Source organism: Leifsonia aquatica, from assembly GCF_014190775.1.
Classification (GTDB): domain Bacteria; phylum Actinomycetota; class Actinomycetes; order Actinomycetales; family Microbacteriaceae; genus Leifsonia; species Leifsonia aquatica.
The window spans coordinates 604348-620851 of sequence record NZ_JACHVP010000002.1; the positions used below are offsets into that span (position 1 = coordinate 604348).

The 16504-nt window shown below is 72.1% G+C and carries 19 protein-coding genes and 1 riboswitch; of the genes, 9 read left to right on the plus strand and 10 right to left on the minus strand.

Going from position 1 to position 16504, the window contains the following annotated elements:
* Positions 1-56: 56 nt before the first annotated feature.
* On the plus strand, positions 57-818 hold the full coding sequence (locus FHX33_RS12870; protein WP_183428596.1) for a hypothetical protein: 762 nt from the start codon (positions 57-59) through the stop codon (positions 816-818).
* On the opposite strand, the gene FHX33_RS12875 is transcribed toward FHX33_RS12870, so the two are convergent.
* On the minus strand, positions 815-2290 hold the full coding sequence (locus FHX33_RS12875; RefSeq protein ID WP_183428597.1) for a dGTP triphosphohydrolase: 1476 nt from the start codon (positions 2288-2290) through the stop codon (positions 815-817). The two genes, FHX33_RS12870 and FHX33_RS12875, sit on opposite strands and share 4 nt — an antisense overlap.
* A 134-nt stretch (positions 2291-2424) precedes the next feature.
* On the opposite strand from FHX33_RS12875, the gene FHX33_RS12880 reads away from it, so the two are divergent.
* Complete coding sequence (locus tag FHX33_RS12880) at positions 2425-2604, plus strand: hypothetical protein (protein WP_021764339.1); 180 nt, start codon at positions 2425-2427, stop codon at positions 2602-2604.
* A gap of 47 nt (positions 2605-2651) precedes the next feature.
* Here the strand turns inward: FHX33_RS12880 and FHX33_RS12885 are convergent, their stop codons facing one another.
* On the minus strand, positions 2652-3440 hold the full coding sequence (locus tag FHX33_RS12885) for an SDR family NAD(P)-dependent oxidoreductase (protein WP_021764340.1): 789 nt from the start codon (positions 3438-3440) through the stop codon (positions 2652-2654).
* Between the two features lie 71 nt (positions 3441-3511).
* Here FHX33_RS12885 and FHX33_RS12890 point away from each other — a divergent pair, with 71 nt between their 5' ends.
* The 3 genes from FHX33_RS12890 to FHX33_RS12900 all read left to right on the plus strand — a co-directional run bounded on the left by FHX33_RS12890 (position 3512) and on the right by FHX33_RS12900 (position 6094).
* Positions 3512-3961 (plus strand): DUF5684 domain-containing protein, encoded by a 450-nt coding sequence (locus FHX33_RS12890; protein ID WP_155829078.1) that lies wholly within the window; start codon positions 3512-3514, stop codon positions 3959-3961.
* A gap of 7 nt (positions 3962-3968) precedes the next feature.
* A complete protein-coding gene (locus FHX33_RS12895) occupies positions 3969-4565 on the plus strand; it encodes a DUF998 domain-containing protein (RefSeq protein WP_039924409.1) in 597 nt (198 codons plus the stop codon).
* An 86-nt stretch (positions 4566-4651) separates the two neighbouring features.
* Positions 4652-6094, plus strand: coding sequence for a GGDEF domain-containing protein (locus tag FHX33_RS12900; protein WP_021765704.1), 1443 nt, complete (start codon positions 4652-4654; stop codon positions 6092-6094).
* A 2-nt stretch (positions 6095-6096) separates the two neighbouring features.
* Here FHX33_RS12900 and thiD read toward each other — a convergent pair whose 3' ends face one another.
* The 4 genes from thiD to FHX33_RS12920 all read right to left on the minus strand — a co-directional run bounded on the left by thiD (position 6097) and on the right by FHX33_RS12920 (position 10856).
* Positions 6097-8265, minus strand: a complete 2169-nt coding sequence (gene thiD, locus FHX33_RS21970) for a bifunctional hydroxymethylpyrimidine kinase/phosphomethylpyrimidine kinase (protein WP_183428599.1) — start codon at positions 8263-8265, stop codon at positions 6097-6099.
* Positions 8262-9032: a hydroxyethylthiazole kinase gene (gene thiM / locus FHX33_RS12910; RefSeq protein WP_021765109.1), complete on the minus strand. Its 771-nt coding sequence runs from the start codon at positions 9030-9032 to the stop codon at positions 8262-8264. Before thiM ends, thiD begins: the two co-directional genes overlap by 4 nt.
* Positions 9025-9116, minus strand: a riboswitch (TPP riboswitch). (Overlaps the previous gene by 8 nt.)
* Before the next feature lie 55 nt (positions 9117-9171).
* Positions 9172-9939 (minus strand): SDR family oxidoreductase, encoded by a 768-nt coding sequence (locus tag FHX33_RS12915; protein ID WP_021765108.1) that lies wholly within the window; start codon positions 9937-9939, stop codon positions 9172-9174.
* Entirely contained in the window at positions 9936-10856 is a 921-nt protein-coding gene (locus FHX33_RS12920) for a helix-turn-helix transcriptional regulator (RefSeq protein ID WP_183428600.1), read from the minus strand. Before FHX33_RS12920 ends, FHX33_RS12915 begins: the two co-directional genes overlap by 4 nt.
* A 119-nt stretch (positions 10857-10975) precedes the next feature.
* Between FHX33_RS12920 and FHX33_RS12925 the strand changes: the two genes are divergently transcribed.
* Complete coding sequence (locus FHX33_RS12925; RefSeq protein WP_021760562.1) at positions 10976-11998, plus strand: aldo/keto reductase; 1023 nt, start codon at positions 10976-10978, stop codon at positions 11996-11998.
* A gap of 9 nt (positions 11999-12007) precedes the next feature.
* Here FHX33_RS12925 and FHX33_RS12930 read toward each other — a convergent pair whose 3' ends face one another.
* The gene (locus tag FHX33_RS12930; protein WP_021760564.1) at positions 12008-12349 is read right to left on the minus strand and encodes a winged helix-turn-helix transcriptional regulator; all 342 of its coding nucleotides are present in this window, start codon (positions 12347-12349) and stop codon (positions 12008-12010) included.
* Positions 12350-12427: 78 nt separating this feature from the next.
* On the opposite strand from FHX33_RS12930, the gene FHX33_RS12935 reads away from it, so the two are divergent.
* A complete protein-coding gene (locus FHX33_RS12935) occupies positions 12428-13087 on the plus strand; it encodes an FMN-dependent NADH-azoreductase (RefSeq protein WP_021760566.1) in 660 nt (219 codons plus the stop codon).
* Between the two features lie 138 nt (positions 13088-13225).
* Here FHX33_RS12935 and FHX33_RS12940 read toward each other — a convergent pair whose 3' ends face one another.
* A complete protein-coding gene (locus FHX33_RS12940) occupies positions 13226-13747 on the minus strand; it encodes a hypothetical protein (RefSeq protein ID WP_021760569.1) in 522 nt (173 codons plus the stop codon).
* Entirely contained in the window at positions 13744-14352 is a 609-nt protein-coding gene (locus tag FHX33_RS12945) for an RNA polymerase sigma factor (protein WP_021760571.1), read from the minus strand. The genes FHX33_RS12940 and FHX33_RS12945 overlap by 4 nt, the downstream gene beginning before the upstream one ends.
* Positions 14353-14433: 81 nt before the next feature.
* On the opposite strand from FHX33_RS12945, the gene FHX33_RS12950 reads away from it, so the two are divergent.
* Complete coding sequence (locus tag FHX33_RS12950) at positions 14434-14649, plus strand: hypothetical protein (protein WP_021760573.1); 216 nt, start codon at positions 14434-14436, stop codon at positions 14647-14649.
* Between the two features lie 68 nt (positions 14650-14717).
* The gene (locus FHX33_RS12955; protein WP_021760575.1) at positions 14718-15116 is read left to right on the plus strand and encodes a VOC family protein; all 399 of its coding nucleotides are present in this window, start codon (positions 14718-14720) and stop codon (positions 15114-15116) included.
* Positions 15117-15153: 37 nt separating this feature from the next.
* Here the strand turns inward: FHX33_RS12955 and FHX33_RS12960 are convergent, their stop codons facing one another.
* Positions 15154-16473, minus strand: coding sequence for a hypothetical protein (locus tag FHX33_RS12960; protein ID WP_155828982.1), 1320 nt, complete (start codon positions 16471-16473; stop codon positions 15154-15156).
* Positions 16474-16504: the final 31 nt, after the last annotated feature.

The following is a 16504-nucleotide window of genomic DNA, read 5'->3' on the forward strand; positions in this document are numbered from 1 at the left end:
ATCCCGGGCGTGTCGCGCGTGCTCGTCGCGCCGGCCTCGGGAGTAGCGTCCTGACCATGAGCGCCTCCTCCGACGGCGAGGTCGTCGTCACCGACGGCCCGTCCTCCCGCTACTCGCGGCTGTACCACTGGGTGCTGGACCACCTCGCGAAGTTCCCCGGGCGGGTCACCGTCGTCACGTTCGTCGCGGGTGTGGTCGTGACGGTCGTCGTCGTGCTGCTCGGCGGCGACGGGAGCCCGACGTCGGTCGTCGGGCTGGTGGCGACCCTCTGGGCGCTCTTCTTCGGCGTCATGATCTACCTGCTCACCGCGCGCGACACGGACACCGTGCTGGAACAGATCGCCGACCTGCACGAGCAGCTCTCCACGGCGCTGGCGTCGCCCGACGATGCGGGTGAGGGAGGCGACGGCACGCAGCCGTCGGAGGAGGCGCCGCCGACGACTCCCGCGCCGACGACTCCCGCACCGCGCCTTCCCGCGCCGACGACTCCGGCGCCCGCCACGCCCGGACGCACCCGCCAACCGGGTGGACCGCGCGGCGAGACCCGCGTCCTGACCGGCGCGGCCGACATCGCCGCCGGCGTGCCGCCGGAGCTGCTCGCCGCGTGGACGTCGGCGACGGGCGGCGCCACCGCCGACCTCGCACGGGTCTGGACCCGCGACCCCCGCTCGGAGCGTCAGTGGGTGTTCGAGGCGACGGACGGCGAGCGCTGGGTCGTCTTCAGCCGCGGTGCTCAGGGGGCGGGCGTCATCTCGCTCTCGCACCCGCCCACCGGGCAGCGCCGTCGCCCGGCGCGCGTGCAGCGGGGGAACCGCTAGACGCGGTGCCCGAGCGACCAGATGCGGTCACCACGGCCCGACAGCGCGTCGGAGAGGTCGGCCGCCTGCGCGTCGGAGAGCGACGCCACGTAGTCGATCACGCCGCGGCCGCGGGCGAGGTCGTCGACGGGCCGCCAGGCGGCGATCGCACGGTAGCGCGCCTGGTCCATCGCGGAGTAGTCCTCACGGGCGAGTTCGATCAGCTCGCGCAGGCGCCGTGGCACCCGCTGCCGGTCGTGCTCGTCCTCCATCCATTCGATCAGCGAGCGGACCGTGCGGGAGATGACGGTGCTGAGCCCGCGCTGCTGGATGGCGAGATCGGGCCGGCTGAGCACGAACTGCCGGTGCAGGAACTTGAGGATCTCGACCCGGTGCCAGGCGGCTGTGCCGAGGCTGATCGGACCGGTGCGCAGCGACTCCACCTGCGTGATGCCCACCGAGTCGACGAACCCGCGGATCCAGCGGCCCGTGAAGGCGGCCAGCTCGCGCTCGAGCCCGAGCGAGCCGTCGAAGGGGCGGATGAGGAGCGCGTCGACCAGCTCGGCGTTGACCGCCCAGACCGCGTCGTAGAAGGCGTCGTCCGTCGCGATCCAGGGATCGTCTCGGTCGATCTTGCGGCGCAGGCGCTCGAGGGCGGCGCCCGGCGCGTTGCTCGCGGCGAGGTCGCGGGCGTCCGCGATCGCCCAGGTCGGCACGGCGTCGAGCCAGCCGTGGAACTCGGCGGTGACCGACGCGTGGTCGAGGATCCCGGCCCGGTAGAAGTCGTCGATGTCGTGCACCGAGTAGGCGATGTCGTCGGCGATGTCCATGATCGCGCCCTCGACCGTCTGCCGCAGCGGCCGCGCCTCCACCTCCCGCCGCGCCTCGTCGAGGTCGGCCTCGTCGACGAAGTAGGTGGAGTACTTGAACACGTCGTAGTCGGCGCCGGCCCGATGGATGCCGCGCGGCACCCCGTCCGCGTGGTGCAGCTCGCGCGCGTCCACCCGCGGCGACCACGGGTACTTCGCGATGGCGGCGCGCGTGGCGGCGGTGAGGTCGAGCCCGCTCGGGGCGTGCTCCACCACGTCGAGCGACGCGATGATCCGGTAGGTCTGCGCGTTGCCCTCGAAGCCGTCCGTCAGCCCGAGCTCGTCGCGCGCGATGCGGTTCAGCACGGACTCGCCGAGGTGCCCGAACGGTGGATGCCCGAGGTCGTGCGCGTTCGCGGCGGCCTCCACGACGGTCGGGTCGCAGGGTCCGGCGGCGCTCGTCCCGATGCCGTCGGCGATGGAGCGAGCGACCGACGCGACCTTCAGCGTGTGGGTGAGCCTGTTGTGCACCGGTGCCCCGGCCGTCGACGGCGACACCACCTGCGTGACGGCCGACAGCCGCGAGAAGTACGGCGAGAACTGCACCCGCTCGAGGTCGACGATGAAGGGGCTCTGCTCGGGCTCGGCATCGCGCTCGGCGAACCGGCGGGTCTCTCTGGGCACGGCGTATCCGATCTGTGGTCTTCCCGTAGATGTACCACGATCCGACGAGGGGCGCATCGGGAGCCGTCGGTCGGGACGCGACAGCCGCCCGGCTCCGGCACTAGCCTGAGGGCACCCTCAGATCGGAGGATCCCATGGAACAGGCGCGACGGCGTTCGGTCCTCGTCCGCATCGGACGGGTGGTCGGAGCCGTGATCAGCCGCATCGTCGGAGCGCTCATGATCGTGGGCAGCTCGCTCGGCGATGCCCGCGGCGCCGGCGATCCGCAGGCCAGGAAGGGCTACGAGCCGCCTCCGCCCGAGTACCGTCCCTGAGCGACGGAGCGAAGGCAGGACTCGCGACGCCCGCGGCCGCTGCGCGGTCAGCGCGCCGTCCAGCCTCCGTCGATCGCGAGGGTCTGGCCGGTGACGAGGGAGGCCGCGGGCGACGCCAGGAACGCCACCGCACCCGACACCTCGGCGGGCACCCCGATGCGGTGCAGGGCGGCGATCCGGTCGATCGTGTCGGCGCGGAAGGCGTCGTCCGAGAGAGCCGCAGCGGTCCCGTCCGTCTCGATGAAGGTCGGCGCGACGGCGTTGACGCGGATGCCGTACTCGCCCCACTCGACCGCCAGGCAACGGGTGAGGTGGACGACCGCGGCTTTGGCGGCGCAGTAGGACGCCTCGCCGGGAAGAGCGACGAGCCCGGCCTGCGAGGCGACGTTCACAATCGCTCCCCCACCGTTCGCCAGCATGCTCTTCGCGACGTGCTGGGAGAGGAAGAAGGTCGACCGGGTGTTGAGCTGCCAGACGCGGTCGAAGTCCTCCTCGGTGATCTCGAGGGCGGGGGCGTCGACACCACCGCCGGCGTTGTTGACCAGGATGTCGAACGGTCCGAACTCCGCGGTGGCCGCATCGATGGCGGCGCGGCTCGCGGCAAGGTCGAGGACGTCCAGGCGGATCGCCGCCGCGCGCACCCCGAAGGCGGTGAGCTCGTCGACGAGCCCCGCGGACCCGTCCGGGTCGCGCACGCCGATCACGACATCCGCCCCCTGCCCCGCGAGCTCGAGCGCGATCTCCCGGCCGAGGCCGCGGCTCGCAGCCGTGACGAGGGCGCGCGAGCCGGTCAGATCGAAGGGGGTGCGGGTCGTGGAGGCCGAAACGAAGCTCATGCTGCGACCATACTTCGCGGCATACTGGTCGCGAGTGCGCGCACGGGGCGCGCCCGGGTTGGGGGAACACGGTGGATGCGTCGACGACGGCGGACATGACGATGGCGTACTCGTGGTCGGCGGTGAGCGGCCTCGTCGCCTACCTCTTCTACGGCTTCGCGCTGATGGGGATCTTCCGCAAGGCGGGCCTGAAGGCGTGGCCCGCGTGGGTGCCGCTTTTCAACATGTGGAGGCTGCTGCAGCTGGGCGGCCAGCGCGGCTGGCTGGTGCTCATCGGGTTGATCCCGATCGTCGGCACGCTGATCTACCTGGTGTTCCTCATCATCGCCGGGGTCAGGATCCAGACCGGCTTCGGCAAGCCCGGTGTCTTCTACCTGCTCGCGATCCTCCTCACGCCGGTCTGGTACGGGATCCTCGCCTGGGACGGCTCGCGCTGGAACCCGAAGCACACGCCGATCGTGCCGCCGTCCGGCTACGCGGCGCCGGCCTCCCCGAGCGCGCCCACGGCGCCCGCGGTCTGAGGCGGCGGTGCTCGCCGTCCTCTGCGTCGTCGCGCTCGCCGCAGTCGCGGTCACGCTCGGCGCCCTCGTGGTCCTGCACCTCGCCCCGAGCGGGCTGTCGCCCCTGCGCGATCCGGTCAGTGCGTACGGGATCTCGCGCTTCAGCCTCCTCTACCGCGCGCAGACCCTGGGCACGGCCGTCTCCGCGGCTGCGCTCGCCGTCGCGCTGCCCGTCGCCGGGGTCGGCGCAGTGACGGCCGCGGTGATCGCGCTCATCGTGCTGGCCGTGACGCGCGGCGTCATCAGCTGGGTGCCGATGGATGCGGAAGGGGCGCCTCGCACCTCCACCGGCCGCACCCACAACCTGCTCGCGTTCGGCGCGTTCGCCGCGGCCTCGGTCGGCGGCTTCATGGTCGGGATCGCGTTCGGCTCCACCGGCGGCCTCGCCGTGGCCGCACCGCTCGCGACGACGTTCGGCTGGATCATGTCGGTGGCGAGCGCGCTCACCATCCTCGCGTCCCTGATCGGCGCTCTGCGTCCGATCTTCGGCCTCGCCGAGCGTCTCATCTATGTCGGGATGCTCGCCTGGCTCGCCACTACGGCTGTCGCCCTGATGGGTCGCTGACGGCGACCAGTGACCGGGAGAACGATGCGCGAACTTGACGATTGCGGAGCCGACCGCCACGCTCTAGTCATGAGCCGTGAGCTGCCATGTCGTTGAGCGACATCGACGTCGACATCGACTTCGGCGAAGTCGCGCGCATGCAACCCTTCCCGCGAGCCCTGATCGACCGGTCGCACGTCGTGCTGGATGCCAACGTGGCGTTGGAGGTGTGGGCTGCGCGCCCCGCTGCCGAGCTGGTCGGCACGCCGCTCGCGACCGTCCTCGGCGTCGACGAGGGGGGGCTGTCTGCCGCGCTGGCGACGGGCAACCCCGGGGGCATCCGCCTGGGCACCACCGCCCACGGGTACCAGGGGACGCGGAGCTCGGTGGTGATCCGGGCCGTGCGGGTGTCGGGCGGTCGCACCATCGTCGCCTTCGATCCTGAGCTGGCCGCCGTCGGCGAGTGGACGCAGGCCCTCGGCCGACGGGAGAGCGACCGGCTGCAGTTGCTGCTCTCCGCATCCGTCGCGTTCGCCAAGACCCGCTCCGAGCTCGAGCTCGGCGAGCTCCTCTCGGAGACCGCGCGGCGCGCGTTCAACGCGACCGCCTGCAGCGTGCACACCGGCGCACCCGGGAGCTACGAACTCGTCGCCGGGGAGAACCTGCTCGCGTCCGAGTGGCCGGCTGACGCTCCGCCCCGAGCGGGGTTGACGGTCGAGCTCGGTCGGGTGGTGACGATCGAATCCCCCGACGAGGGCGATCTGGTCGTGCCCGGCATGGGGTTGAGCGATGTCTTCCGGCGAGCGGGTGTGTTCTCCGTCATCGGCGCCCCGATCATCGAAGACGGGACACCCTTCGGCGCCTTCGCGTGCTACTTCGACCAGCCCCGGACCTTCGACGACCAGGCGGTGCCACTGGCCGAGGCACTGGCCGAACTCGCCGGGCAGGTCCTGGTGCGGTTGCGACTGGAGGAGCGGTTGCGCCGTGCCGCGATGCTCGACGAGGTCACGGGACTGTCGAACAGGCGGCTCTTCGACCAGAACCTGCAGCGAAGGGAGCGCGCGCAGGCCGATCAGGTCGCCGTGCTCTTCGTCGACCTCGACGGGTTCAAGGCCGTCAACGACTCGCTGGGGCACGCGGCGGGGGATGAGGTCCTCAGGGTGGTGGCGGAGCGTCTGACGCGCGTCTTCCGCGCGGAGGACGAGATCGCCCGCTACGGCGGCGACGAATTCGTGGTCGCCCTCCACGTCGCCGACACCTCCGACGCCCTCGAGCTCGCCGACCGCGCCCGAGCCGCCATCGCCGAACCGATCGACGGCATCCCCGCCGGGCTGACGATCACGGCGAGCGTCGGCATCGCGATCACCGAGGGTCCCGCGGCCGACCAGCCGGTCGACTACCTCATCCGCCTGGCGGACCAGGCGATGTACGCGGCGAAGCGCAGCGGCGGCGACCAGGCGGTCGTCTACCACGGCCACCAGCACTCCCAGCGGCTCGACGTCGTCGACCCGGCCGCGATCTCCCGGAGGGAACGGGTCTCGGAGAGCTGACGTCAGCCCTCGCGATCCAGCGGCGCCCGAAAGAACGCATCCTCGAGTTCGGCTGACGCCCGGAAGGCGTCCCACGCGCGGGAGCGGGTGCTCGCGTCCGCCGAGTTCCACGCCGAGGCCACATACCCGATCGCGCGACGAGTGCTGTCGTGGAACGCCGCCGCGCCATACGCCTCCAGCCACTCCCGATACGGGTGACCGGTCGGCGCGGGGGATCGCCCCGCCCCGACGTCCGCGTAGATCCAGAAGCAGGGCAGCACTGCTGCGATCAGCACCGCATGCTCCGCGTGTGAGGCCGCTGCCCGCAGATGACCGAGGTAGGCGGCGGTGACGGGTGAGAGGGAGTGCGCCTCGTCGCCGAGCTCGTCGCGGTGGAGGCGCAGCTCCTCCTCCCGGCACGCACGGGCCGCCTCCGCCCAGAAGGTGGACTCGTCCACCGTCGGGGCGGACGCGGAGGCGCGATCGAGCAGGTCGGCGTATCCGGCCAGGTAGAGGGCATCCTGCCCGAGGTACCAGCGGTAGGCGGACCGCTCCAGGCGTCCGTCGATGAGCCCGCGGACGAAAGGGGAGGAGTGGATGCGGTCGCGCACGTCCGCGATCCCCGGCCACCAGGATTCGCGCGGCGAGGTCGGTGTCGCAACGGCCGTCGCCTGACCCCAGAGTCGTGCGAAGTGATGGATGGGGCCGGCGCCGCCTCCCACCTGCAGGTCGTCCGCCGCTGCGAGGCTCTCCGTCAGCCATGCTTTCGCGTCGGAGATCGGCTGCTCCCAGTCGTCGGCGCCCGCGAGCCGGGTGGCGACGGCGGAGGAGAGCGAGCAGCCGGTCCCGTGGGTGCTGGTGGTCACGACCCGGGCCGTCCGGAACTCCCGAATGTCCGGGTGACCGGGCTCGGCGCCCGCGGCGTCGACCAGCGCGTCCGGGGCGTCGGTGTCGCGCAGATGGCCGCCCTTCGCCAGCACCCGGACGCCCAGCTCGCGGGAGACCTGCTCGGCCTGTCCGAGCGCCTCCGTCCAGTCGCGGGCGATCGACGTGCCCGCGAGGACGGCCAGCTCCGGGATGTTCGGCGTGATCAGATCCACCCGGCGGGCCAGACGACGCACCGCGTCGACCGCGTCCTGTTCCAGCAGCCGGTCGCCGCTGGTCGCGACCATCACCGGGTCGAGGACCGTCAGCGGCGGCCGGACGCGGCCGAGCCATTCGTCGACGACGTCGGCGATCTCCGCCGTGGCGAGCATGCCGATCTTGACGGCGTCGATCACCACATCGTCCGAGACGGCATCCAGCTGCTCCCGGAGGAAGCCCGCCGGCGGCACGTGGACGGACCGCACACCACGCGTGTTCTGGGCGACCAGGGCGGTGACGACGGCCATCCCGTAGCCGCCGTTCGCCGCGATCGACTTCAGATCGGCCTGGATGCCCGCGCCTCCGGTCGGGTCGGTGCCCGCGACCGCGAGCACGCGCGGCGGACGGGGAGAGAACGGCGCCCTGCCCGGTTCGGCGCCGAGGGAACGGCGCGCAGGGGCCGTGCCGGCCCACGCCGCCGCCAGCTCGGCCGCAGCGTCCTGCGGATCGGGCGCCGCGCACACCGCCGACACGACGGCGGCCCCCGCCGCTCCGGCCGTCCGCAGTCGCGGCAGGTCCGCCGCCGTCACGCCCCCGATCGCCACGGCGGGGAGGGCGCTCACCGCGCACAGCTCCGCGAAGCGCTCGATCCCGAGCGGCTCGGGGGCGTCCTTCTTCGTCGCCGTCGGATGCAGTGCGCCGATGCCGACGTACGCGACGCCGGCCGGATCGGCCGCGGCCGCGGCGAGTTGCGCCGGCGTGGACGCGCTCAGGCCGATCACGGCCTCCGGCCCCGCGATGGCGCGCACGGTCGACACCGGGAGGTCGGACTGGCCGACGTGGATGCCGGTGACGCGCACCCCGCGGGCTCGGGCCGCCGCGTACACGTCGACGCGATCGTTCACGAACAGGGCGACGTGCTCGGGCAGGACCGCCGACACCGCCGTCACCAGTTGCAGGAACGCGCGCGTCGAGCTGTCCTTCTCGCGCAGCTGCACGGCGGTCGCGCCTCCGGCGGCGGCGGCGGCGACGGTCTCGACCACGCTGCGTCCGGCACTCCGACAGATGTCGGTGTCCGTCACGAGACAGACGGAGAGGTCGAGGGTCATCGTCCCGTCACCGCCAGCTCATCGAGGAAACGCGCCGCGAACGTGCCGGGCCCGCTCGCGGCGGCGGCTGCCCGTTCTGCCGCGGCCGAGTAGACGGCGTGGGCCGTGGCCACAGCCTCGAGGTCGTCCACTCCGCGCGCGCGGCCTGTCGCGACGAACGCGGCGACGACGGCTCCGAGCGCGCATCCACCACCCGTCACCCGCGTGAGGAGCTCGTCCCCGCCGGGGACCCGCACAGTCGAACTGCCGTCCGTGATGAGGTCGACGGCCCCGGAGACCGCGACGATGCCTCCCGAGCGCCGGGCCAGGGCGGCGGCGGCCCCGCCGGCCGACTCCACGTCATCCACGGCGTCCACACCGCGACCGCCTGCACCCGCTCCCGCGAGTGCTCGGATCTCGCTCGCGTTGCCGCGGATCACGGTGGGTCGCAGTGCGAGCAGCTCCTCGGCGAGAGCCGTCCGGACGCTCAGAACCCCGATCGCGACCGGGTCGAGCACCCAGGGTGTGCTGGCGGCGGACACGGCCTCCCGCATCGCGACGCGCTGCTCCTCCCGCGGCGTGCCGAGGTTGATCAGCACGGCCCCGGCGACGCGGGCGAATGTGCCGGCTTCGCCCGGGATGTCGACCATCGCCGGCGCCGCTCCGACGGCGAGCAGGACGTTGGCGGTGAAGTTGGAGACGACCGCATTCGTGAGGCACTGCACGAGCGGAGTGCTCTGGCGGAGCGCCGCGTGCAGGCGTGGAGGTTCGACAATGGTGCGCGACATGGCGCGACATCCCTTCGCTAGTCCGAACTAGATCAGGTTCGACGGGTGTGATCTCAGCCCTCGCGGGCACCCCGTGTCACGTGTTGAGGTCAGCGTAGCAGCGACGCAGCGACGACGTCGTGCGCGGTCAGGCGGCGCCCTACCGCCCCCTGACCGCCTCGAGATCCCGGCGGACGGCCTCGGGTTCGTGGTCGAGCGGGAGGACGGAGGCGTCCTTCGCTCCGTCGAGGGAGTCGGGCGCATCGTGCGCCAGGGCGGCGAAGAGTGGAGTCAGGTCCTCCTGCTCCTGGCCCTTCTCGGCGACGAGCTCGAAGGTGGTGTGATCGGCGGCGTCGATGCGGAGAGCGTCGATCAGCACGCGCGCGATCTCGTCGCGGGCGATCACGCCGTCCCGGGGAGTGCCGGACTGCCGGGTGTCGCCCTGCAGCAGGTGGATGGCGCGCTGGTCGTCGTCGTTGTAGTCGAACCAGCCGGGGCGGACGATCGTGTACGAGTTGCCGCTGGCGCGGACGAGGCGCTCGGCGCGCAGCTTCCACTGCGCGTACGGGGCGCCGGGCCGGGTGGTGCCGATCGCGGTCATCAGGGCGATGCGCACGCGGCGACCGCCGAGGGCTTCGAGGACGTTCGTGACGCCGGCGTAGTCGATGGCGCGCACGTCGCGCTCGTCGGTGGTGGAGCCGTGGACGAACACGACGGCGTCGACACCGTCGACGGCGGGCGGCAGGGTGGCGGGCTGCGTCAGGTCGCCGATCACGACCTCCACCTCCTCGGGCAGGCGGCGCGCTCGCTCGGCATCGCGAGCCAGCGCGCGCACGCGGTAGCCCTGACGGAGGGCTTCCGCGACGGCATGGGTGCCGATGCTGCCGGTGGCGCCGACGACGAGGACGGTGGCGGGACGGTCGGTCATTTCTTCTCCACGGTGGTCGGGTCGGCATCCCGCGCAGCCTGATCCTGGGCGGCCTGATCCCGGGCGGCCTGCTCCTGGGTCGCCGCCCAGCTGGCGAGGACCTTGAGCGCGTCCTCGGACGGGGTGCCGGGGTCGGCGGTGTAGACGTTCACGCGCAGCCCGGGGTCGCCGGGCAGCTCGAACGCCTCGAACGCGAGGTCGAGGTCGCCGACGATCGGGTGGTGGACGCGTTTGCGCCCGGTCCGGTGGTGGCGCACGTCATGCCGCGCCCAACGCGTGCGGAACTCCTCGCTGCGGGTGCTCAGCTCGCCGATGAGGTCGGTGAGGTCCTTGTCGAACGGGTTGCGGCCCGCGGCCGAGCGCAGGATGGCGACGATGTCGTCGGCCGCCTGCTCCCAGTCGACGTAGAACTCGCGGGCCTTCGGGTTGAGGAAGGTGAAGCGGGAGTTGTTCGGCGGCTGGACGGTCTCGGCCAGCAGATCGACGTAGAGGGCGCGCCCGAGCTGGTTGGCGGCGAGCACGTCACCGCGGTCGTTGCGGATCCAGGCGGGAGCGGACTCGATCGCGTCGATGACGCGCTGCAGGCCCGGCCGGACGGTCTGCGGGCTGCGCTTGCGCCGCACCCGCGGGGCGACGGAGGCGGCGCGCGCCAGATCGTAGAGGTGCGCGGTCTCGGCGTCGTCCAGCTGCAGGGCGCGGGCGAGTGCTTCGAGCACGCTGTCGGAGGCGCCGGAGAGGTTCCCGCGCTCGATGCGCGTGTAGTAGTCGACGCTCATCCCGGCGAGCATCGCGACCTCCTCCCGGCGCAGCCCCGCGACGCGGCGGTTGCCGCCGTACGCGGGCAGGCCGGCCTGCTCGGGGGTGATCTTCGCGCGACGGGAGGTGAGGAACTCCCGCACGTCGTCGGTGTGGGTCATGGCCCCGACCCTACGCTGCGCGCCGCTGGGCAGGGAGGCACTGACAGCACCTCCCACCGGGGCGGACGGGCTCCTAGCGTGAGAGGACAGTGAGCCCGTCCAGAGAGAAGGAACCACCCATGCAGTACCGCACCCTCGGCCGCACCGGCGTGCAGGTCAGCCCGCTCTGCCTCGGCGCGATGATGTTCGGCCCGTGGGGCAACGACGATCGCGCCGACGCGATCCGCATCATCCACCGGGCGCTGGATGCCGGCATCAACTTCATCGACACCGCCGACGTGTACTCGGGCGGGGTGTCGGAGGAGATCGTCGGCGAGGCTCTCGCCGGCCGACGCGACGACGTGTTCCTCGCCACGAAGTTCTTCATGCCGATGGATGCCGACGACCCCAACCAGCGCGGTGGATCCCGTCGGTGGATCATGCGCGAGGTCGAGAACTCGCTGCGACGCCTGAACACCGACCACATCGACCTGTACCAGGTGCATCGTCCCAGCCCCGACACCGACGTGGAGGAGACCCTCGGCGCCCTGACCGACCTCGTGCGCCAGGGCAAGGTGCGGTACCTCGGCTCGTCGTCGTACTCCGGGTCGCAGATCGTGGAGGCGCAGTGGGCGTCGCGTTCGCGCAACCTCGAGCGATTCGTGACCGAGCAGCCGCCGTACTCGATCCTCGTGCGCGGCATCGAGGAGGACGTGCTGCCGACCCTGCAGCGGCACGGGATGGGGTCCCTCACCTACAGCCCGCTCTCCGGCGGCTGGCTCTCCGGGCGCTGGCGCAAGGATGCGGCGGCCGCGCCGACCTCCTCCGCCCGTCCGAGCGCGCGGTTCGACATGAGCAGCCCGGCCAACCAGCGCAAGCTCGACATCGTGGAGGAGCTCGCCCTCCTCGCCGAGCAGGCGGGGCTCACACTCATCGAGCTGGCGATCGCCTTCGTCATCCGGCATCCCGGCGTCACGTCGGCGATCGTCGGCCCGCGCACGATGGAGCAGCTGGAGTCGTACCTCCCGGCCGCGGAGGTGGTGCTGACGGCGGACGTGCTCGACCGCATCGACGAGCTCGTCGCCCCGGGCGTCACCCTCAACCCCGACGACAACAGCTACGGCGCCGCCGAGCTGGTCCCGTCGGCGCGACGTCGGCCGTGAGGGTAGCGGTCAGGCGTCCCTGGTCGCCGCGAGGTTGGCCGACGCCCAGTCGCCCAGCTGCTGCAGCACGGGGAGGAGCCGCTCACCGGCTGTGGTGAGCGCGTAGGTGACGGCGACCGGAGGGCCCGGGTCGACGGTGCGCGTCACGAGCAGTGCCTCGGCCAGCTCGGAGAGCCGGTCGGCGAGCACGGCATCGCTGATGCCGGTGACCGTGCGGCTCAGGCCGGTGAAGGTCGTCGGGCCGCCGCCGAGCGCGTCGATGATCATCCCGTTCCAGCGCTTGCCCAGGATCGTGAAGGCGAGGCTGACGGCGGCATCGCACTGATGCAGTCCGTGGGGCTCGGGATCCATCCCACGATTCTATCGTGCTAGTGTTCGCGTAGTCACTCTGAAAAACAGAGTGACTACGAAAAGACGATTGGAGCCCCCGTGTCGCTGTTCCGTCTGGATGCCAGCCTTTTCCCCGCCACCTCCGCCAGCCGCGCCCTCGCCGACCTCGTCGAGGAGCAGTGGGTGACCGCCCACCCGGACGCCGGTGTCGTGCGCCGCGACCTGACCGCGGACCCCATCCCCGCGACCGCGTGGCAGAACGCCGTGACCGGAGGCTTCACCCCCGAGGCCGACCGCACGGACGACCAGCGCGCCGCGATCGCGCTCGCCACCGCGCTCTCCGACGAGCTGGTGGAGGCGGAGGCGCTGCTCTTCGCGGTCCCGCTCTACAACTACGGCGTCTCGCAGCACTTCAAGACCTGGTTCGACCTGGCCTACACCGACCCGCGCACCAACCCCCAGGGCACGGCGCTCCAGGGCAAGCCCGCCACTCTCGTCACCGTGCTCGGCGGCAACTACAACCCCGGAAGCCCCAAGGAGGGCTGGGACCACTCGACGCCGTGGCTGCGCCGCGTACTGGCGGACGTGTGGGGGCTCGACCTGCGCGTGGTGGAGCGCCCCTTCACGCTGGTCGGCGTGAACCCGGCGCTCGACGCCTTCACCGAGACGGCCGAGGCGATGAAGGCCGAGGCCGAGACGGGCGCCCGCCGCTCGGGACGCGAGATCGCCGAGCTGCGCGGCAAGCACTCCGCCGCCTGAGGCGACGGAGGCAGGGAACCGAACGCCTCCTGGCGGCCCTTCTTCGGCGCGCAGCTGCTGTGCATACCGAACGGCGCGTCGCTCGGGTCGCTGAACGACCGGGTGCTCTCACTGGTGTTCCGCCCGGCGAGCTGACGGCTACCGTTGCGGGGCGAGCCCTGCCGCCTGGCAGATCCCGGGCCGTCCCGGGACGACGGCAGGGCTTCCGTCATCCATCACGCACACCTGAAGGTGCGCGGGGACGGCGTGCACGCCCGGTGTCGCCGCGAGCTGGTCGGTGTTCTCGTCCAGCGCGCCGCGGCGCCACATGTCCTGGCAGACGCCGATCGGGTCGGCGACCGCTCCCGAGTCGGTCGCCTCGTTGTGGAGGGTCGCGGCCGCATACCTGAACTGTCCGTCCGCGCCGCGGTGCGCCGAGGCGAGGCAGTAGACGATGTCGGAGTTCGTGACCCGCTGGGCCTGGACGATCGCGGTGGCCGCGGTGGCGGCACCGCCGATGACCAGGACGCCGATGCCGCCCCAGATCGCGAGCCGACGTCGCAGGGTGAGCCGGCGGCGGCTCGGCTCGGTGCGGGCATGGTCCAGCAGCGTGTCCCGGATCGCGTCGGTGCGGGCGTCCGTCATCGCGGGCATGTCGTCGTTGTCGTAGAGAGGCGTCACTGGGATGCTCCGTCCAGTCGGGCGGTGAGCTCGCTGCGCCCTTCGGGCATCAGGTGGCTGGGGATGCGCCGACGGATCTTCTCGCGGGCGCGGTGCAGTTTCGATTTCACCGTTCCTACGGGTATGTCCAGCACGGCCGCGACGGTTGCGGCGGAAAGCTCTTCGACCACGCACAGGTCGATGATCGAGCGCTCCTGACGGCTCAGCGCGGACATCGCCTCGTAGACGGCCTGCAGCCTGGCGCTGTGGTCGAACCGATCGAGCACCTCGTCGGCATGGTCGGACTGCTGTTCCGGCTCCGGGAGTGCGGCGAGGAGCCGACGCCAGCGGCGCGTGCTCCGGTCGTGGTTCAGGAGCACGTTGCTCGTGACGCTGAGCAGCCACGGAAGCACCGAGCCGTCGACGATACGGACCGTGTCGCGCTGTCGCCAGGCCTCGAGGAACACCATCGCGACGACGTCTTCGGCGTCGGGAACGCTCGTCAGCCGGGAGTACGCCTTGCGGAAGACGCGCGTCCGGTAACGGTCGAAGATCACCGCGAACGAGCGCTCGGTTCCCGCCGTCGCCTCCAACCAGAGGGCGGCGTCATCTCGCTCGTCGACCACCCGCGGAACCCCCTGTCCAGAACGGACAGAGGCTAACACGAAGAGCGGGGGTCACCCGGACGGGCTGTTAGCGTGCACGGGGTGTACACCGATTCCTCCTCTCTCATCGGCCTCGTGTCGGCACTCTGGTTCACCGTCGCCATCCTCGCCGGCGGCTACGCCCGCACGCGCAACCGCTCCGCATGGACCTGGTTCCTGCTGGTCCTCTTCTTCGGTCCGTTCGCGGCCGCTCTGCTGGTGAGCTGGCCGCCGCGCGTCGTGAGCGGCGCCACCTCCCCGGACGCGCCGTCGTCCTGACGCGCAACGCTCCGACGCCTCTCGCACAGGTCTTGCCCCGCCGAGCGCGACGGGGTGAGGATGGCGGCATGCCACTCAGCGATTTCCCGATGCGTGCCTCCATCGCGGTCTCCGATATCGGCCGGGCCGTCGAGTTCTACGAGGGGAGGCTCGGTCTGCCCCTGGAGCACGCCGCCCCTAGCGCGACGATCGCCGACGGGTCCCGCATCTACCGGTCGGGCGGCGACGTCGCGCTGAACGTGTTCCAGTCCGGCACCGCCGGCTCCTCGGAGGCCACCATGGCGACCTGGTACGTCGACGACCTCGACGCGATCGTCGACGAGCTCACGTCGGCCGGCGTCCGCTTCGCCCGGTACGACGGGCTCGTCCACGACGCCCGCGGCATCACCGAGCGAGCCGGCGGCGGCCGGATCGCCTGGTTCCGCGACCCGGACGGCAACACGTTCGCGATCGAGTCGGACGTCTGACCCCGGAGGGTCAGAGGGCCTCCTGCCGTCAGCCGCCCTACTCGACCGCGAAGTCGAGTTTCGCGTCGGCGACGGCGATGACCGACCAGGTCCCGCCGTCGGAGTCGGTGAGCTCGTAGGCCGGCAGGACGAGGACGCTGCCGTCCGGCTGCCACTGGCTGGCGAGGCCGAGACGGGCGCTGACGATGTGCACGTCGTTCACCGGCCACGACGGCGAGACCCCGGAGCCGGGGAGTGCGGGAGGCTGCGTCGGAGCGTCCGTGGGTGCCGGAGCCGTGGACTGCTCCTCGGCGCGGAGTGCGAGCGGCATGGCGGTCTGCTGGGCGCCGAAGCGCGGGTCGGAGAGACGCTCGAACGCCGTCTGCGCGCTCACGACGGGGTACTCACCCATGCTGACGAGCGGCGCCAGCGAGCCGGACGCGCTGAAGACGCCGTCCGCCGTGAACTCGACGGTCCAGGGCTGGTCGACGCGCTGGCCGTCGATGACGGGCCACGCCTGGGCCGTCATCGCGTGAACGCCGCTCGAAGGGTCGGAGGCGTACTCGAAGGCATCCGGATCGCGTCCCGCCGAGGAGATGATCGCTCGCAGCTCCGCAACGGCGGCGTCTGCTGACGGAACCGCGGGAGGCGCACCACATGCATGGGCGGAGTCGCCGTCACAGACCATCGGGTCGATGGCGGAGTCGTAATAGGAGAAGCTCAGCGTCCCGTCCAGTCCGACGGTGAGGGAGGGGGCGGTGCCGTCTTGGGGCCCGGCCTGCCAGCTGCCGTCCTTCAGCGCGGGTGCCATATCGATCCCGAGTGCCTTCGCGAGCGCGCCCACCGTCTTCGCATCGGAGGCGGCGCGCGCGTCGAAACCGTACGCGCGCGCGGTGCCCGCCGACGTGGAGAGGCCGGAGGCCGTGAAGCTGTTGCGGCCGTAGCCGGAGCGGTAGACCTGATCGAACGCCCCGGGGGCCGCGATCTTCTGCCCGGCGGTGGGCCCCGAGGCGGCACTCCGCCCTTCCGCCGTCTGGGCACCGCCGCCCTCGAGCGAGATCGGCGCCGCCGCACCTCCAGCGACGCTCGACGCCGTGGTGACCGAGCCGACCGCGAAGCCGGCACCGCCGAAGACGACCACGGAGGCCGCGACCGCCGCGATCGGCAGCCAGAGGCGGCGGCGTCGCGTACGCGCCGAGGTGATCTCCGTGACAGTCGCCTCCTGCTCCGGCGCCTCCTGCTCCGTCGATTCGCGCCCGGCGTCCGCTGTCGCCTCGGCCACGACCCGTGCCGCGAACCCGTCGGGTGCCTCCACCTCCGCGGCAGGGTCGGCGGCGCGCAGTCGCGCCAGCGGGTCGAGCTCGTTGTCGTCGGTCATGTCCATCACCCTCCGTGGGAACGCTTCATCA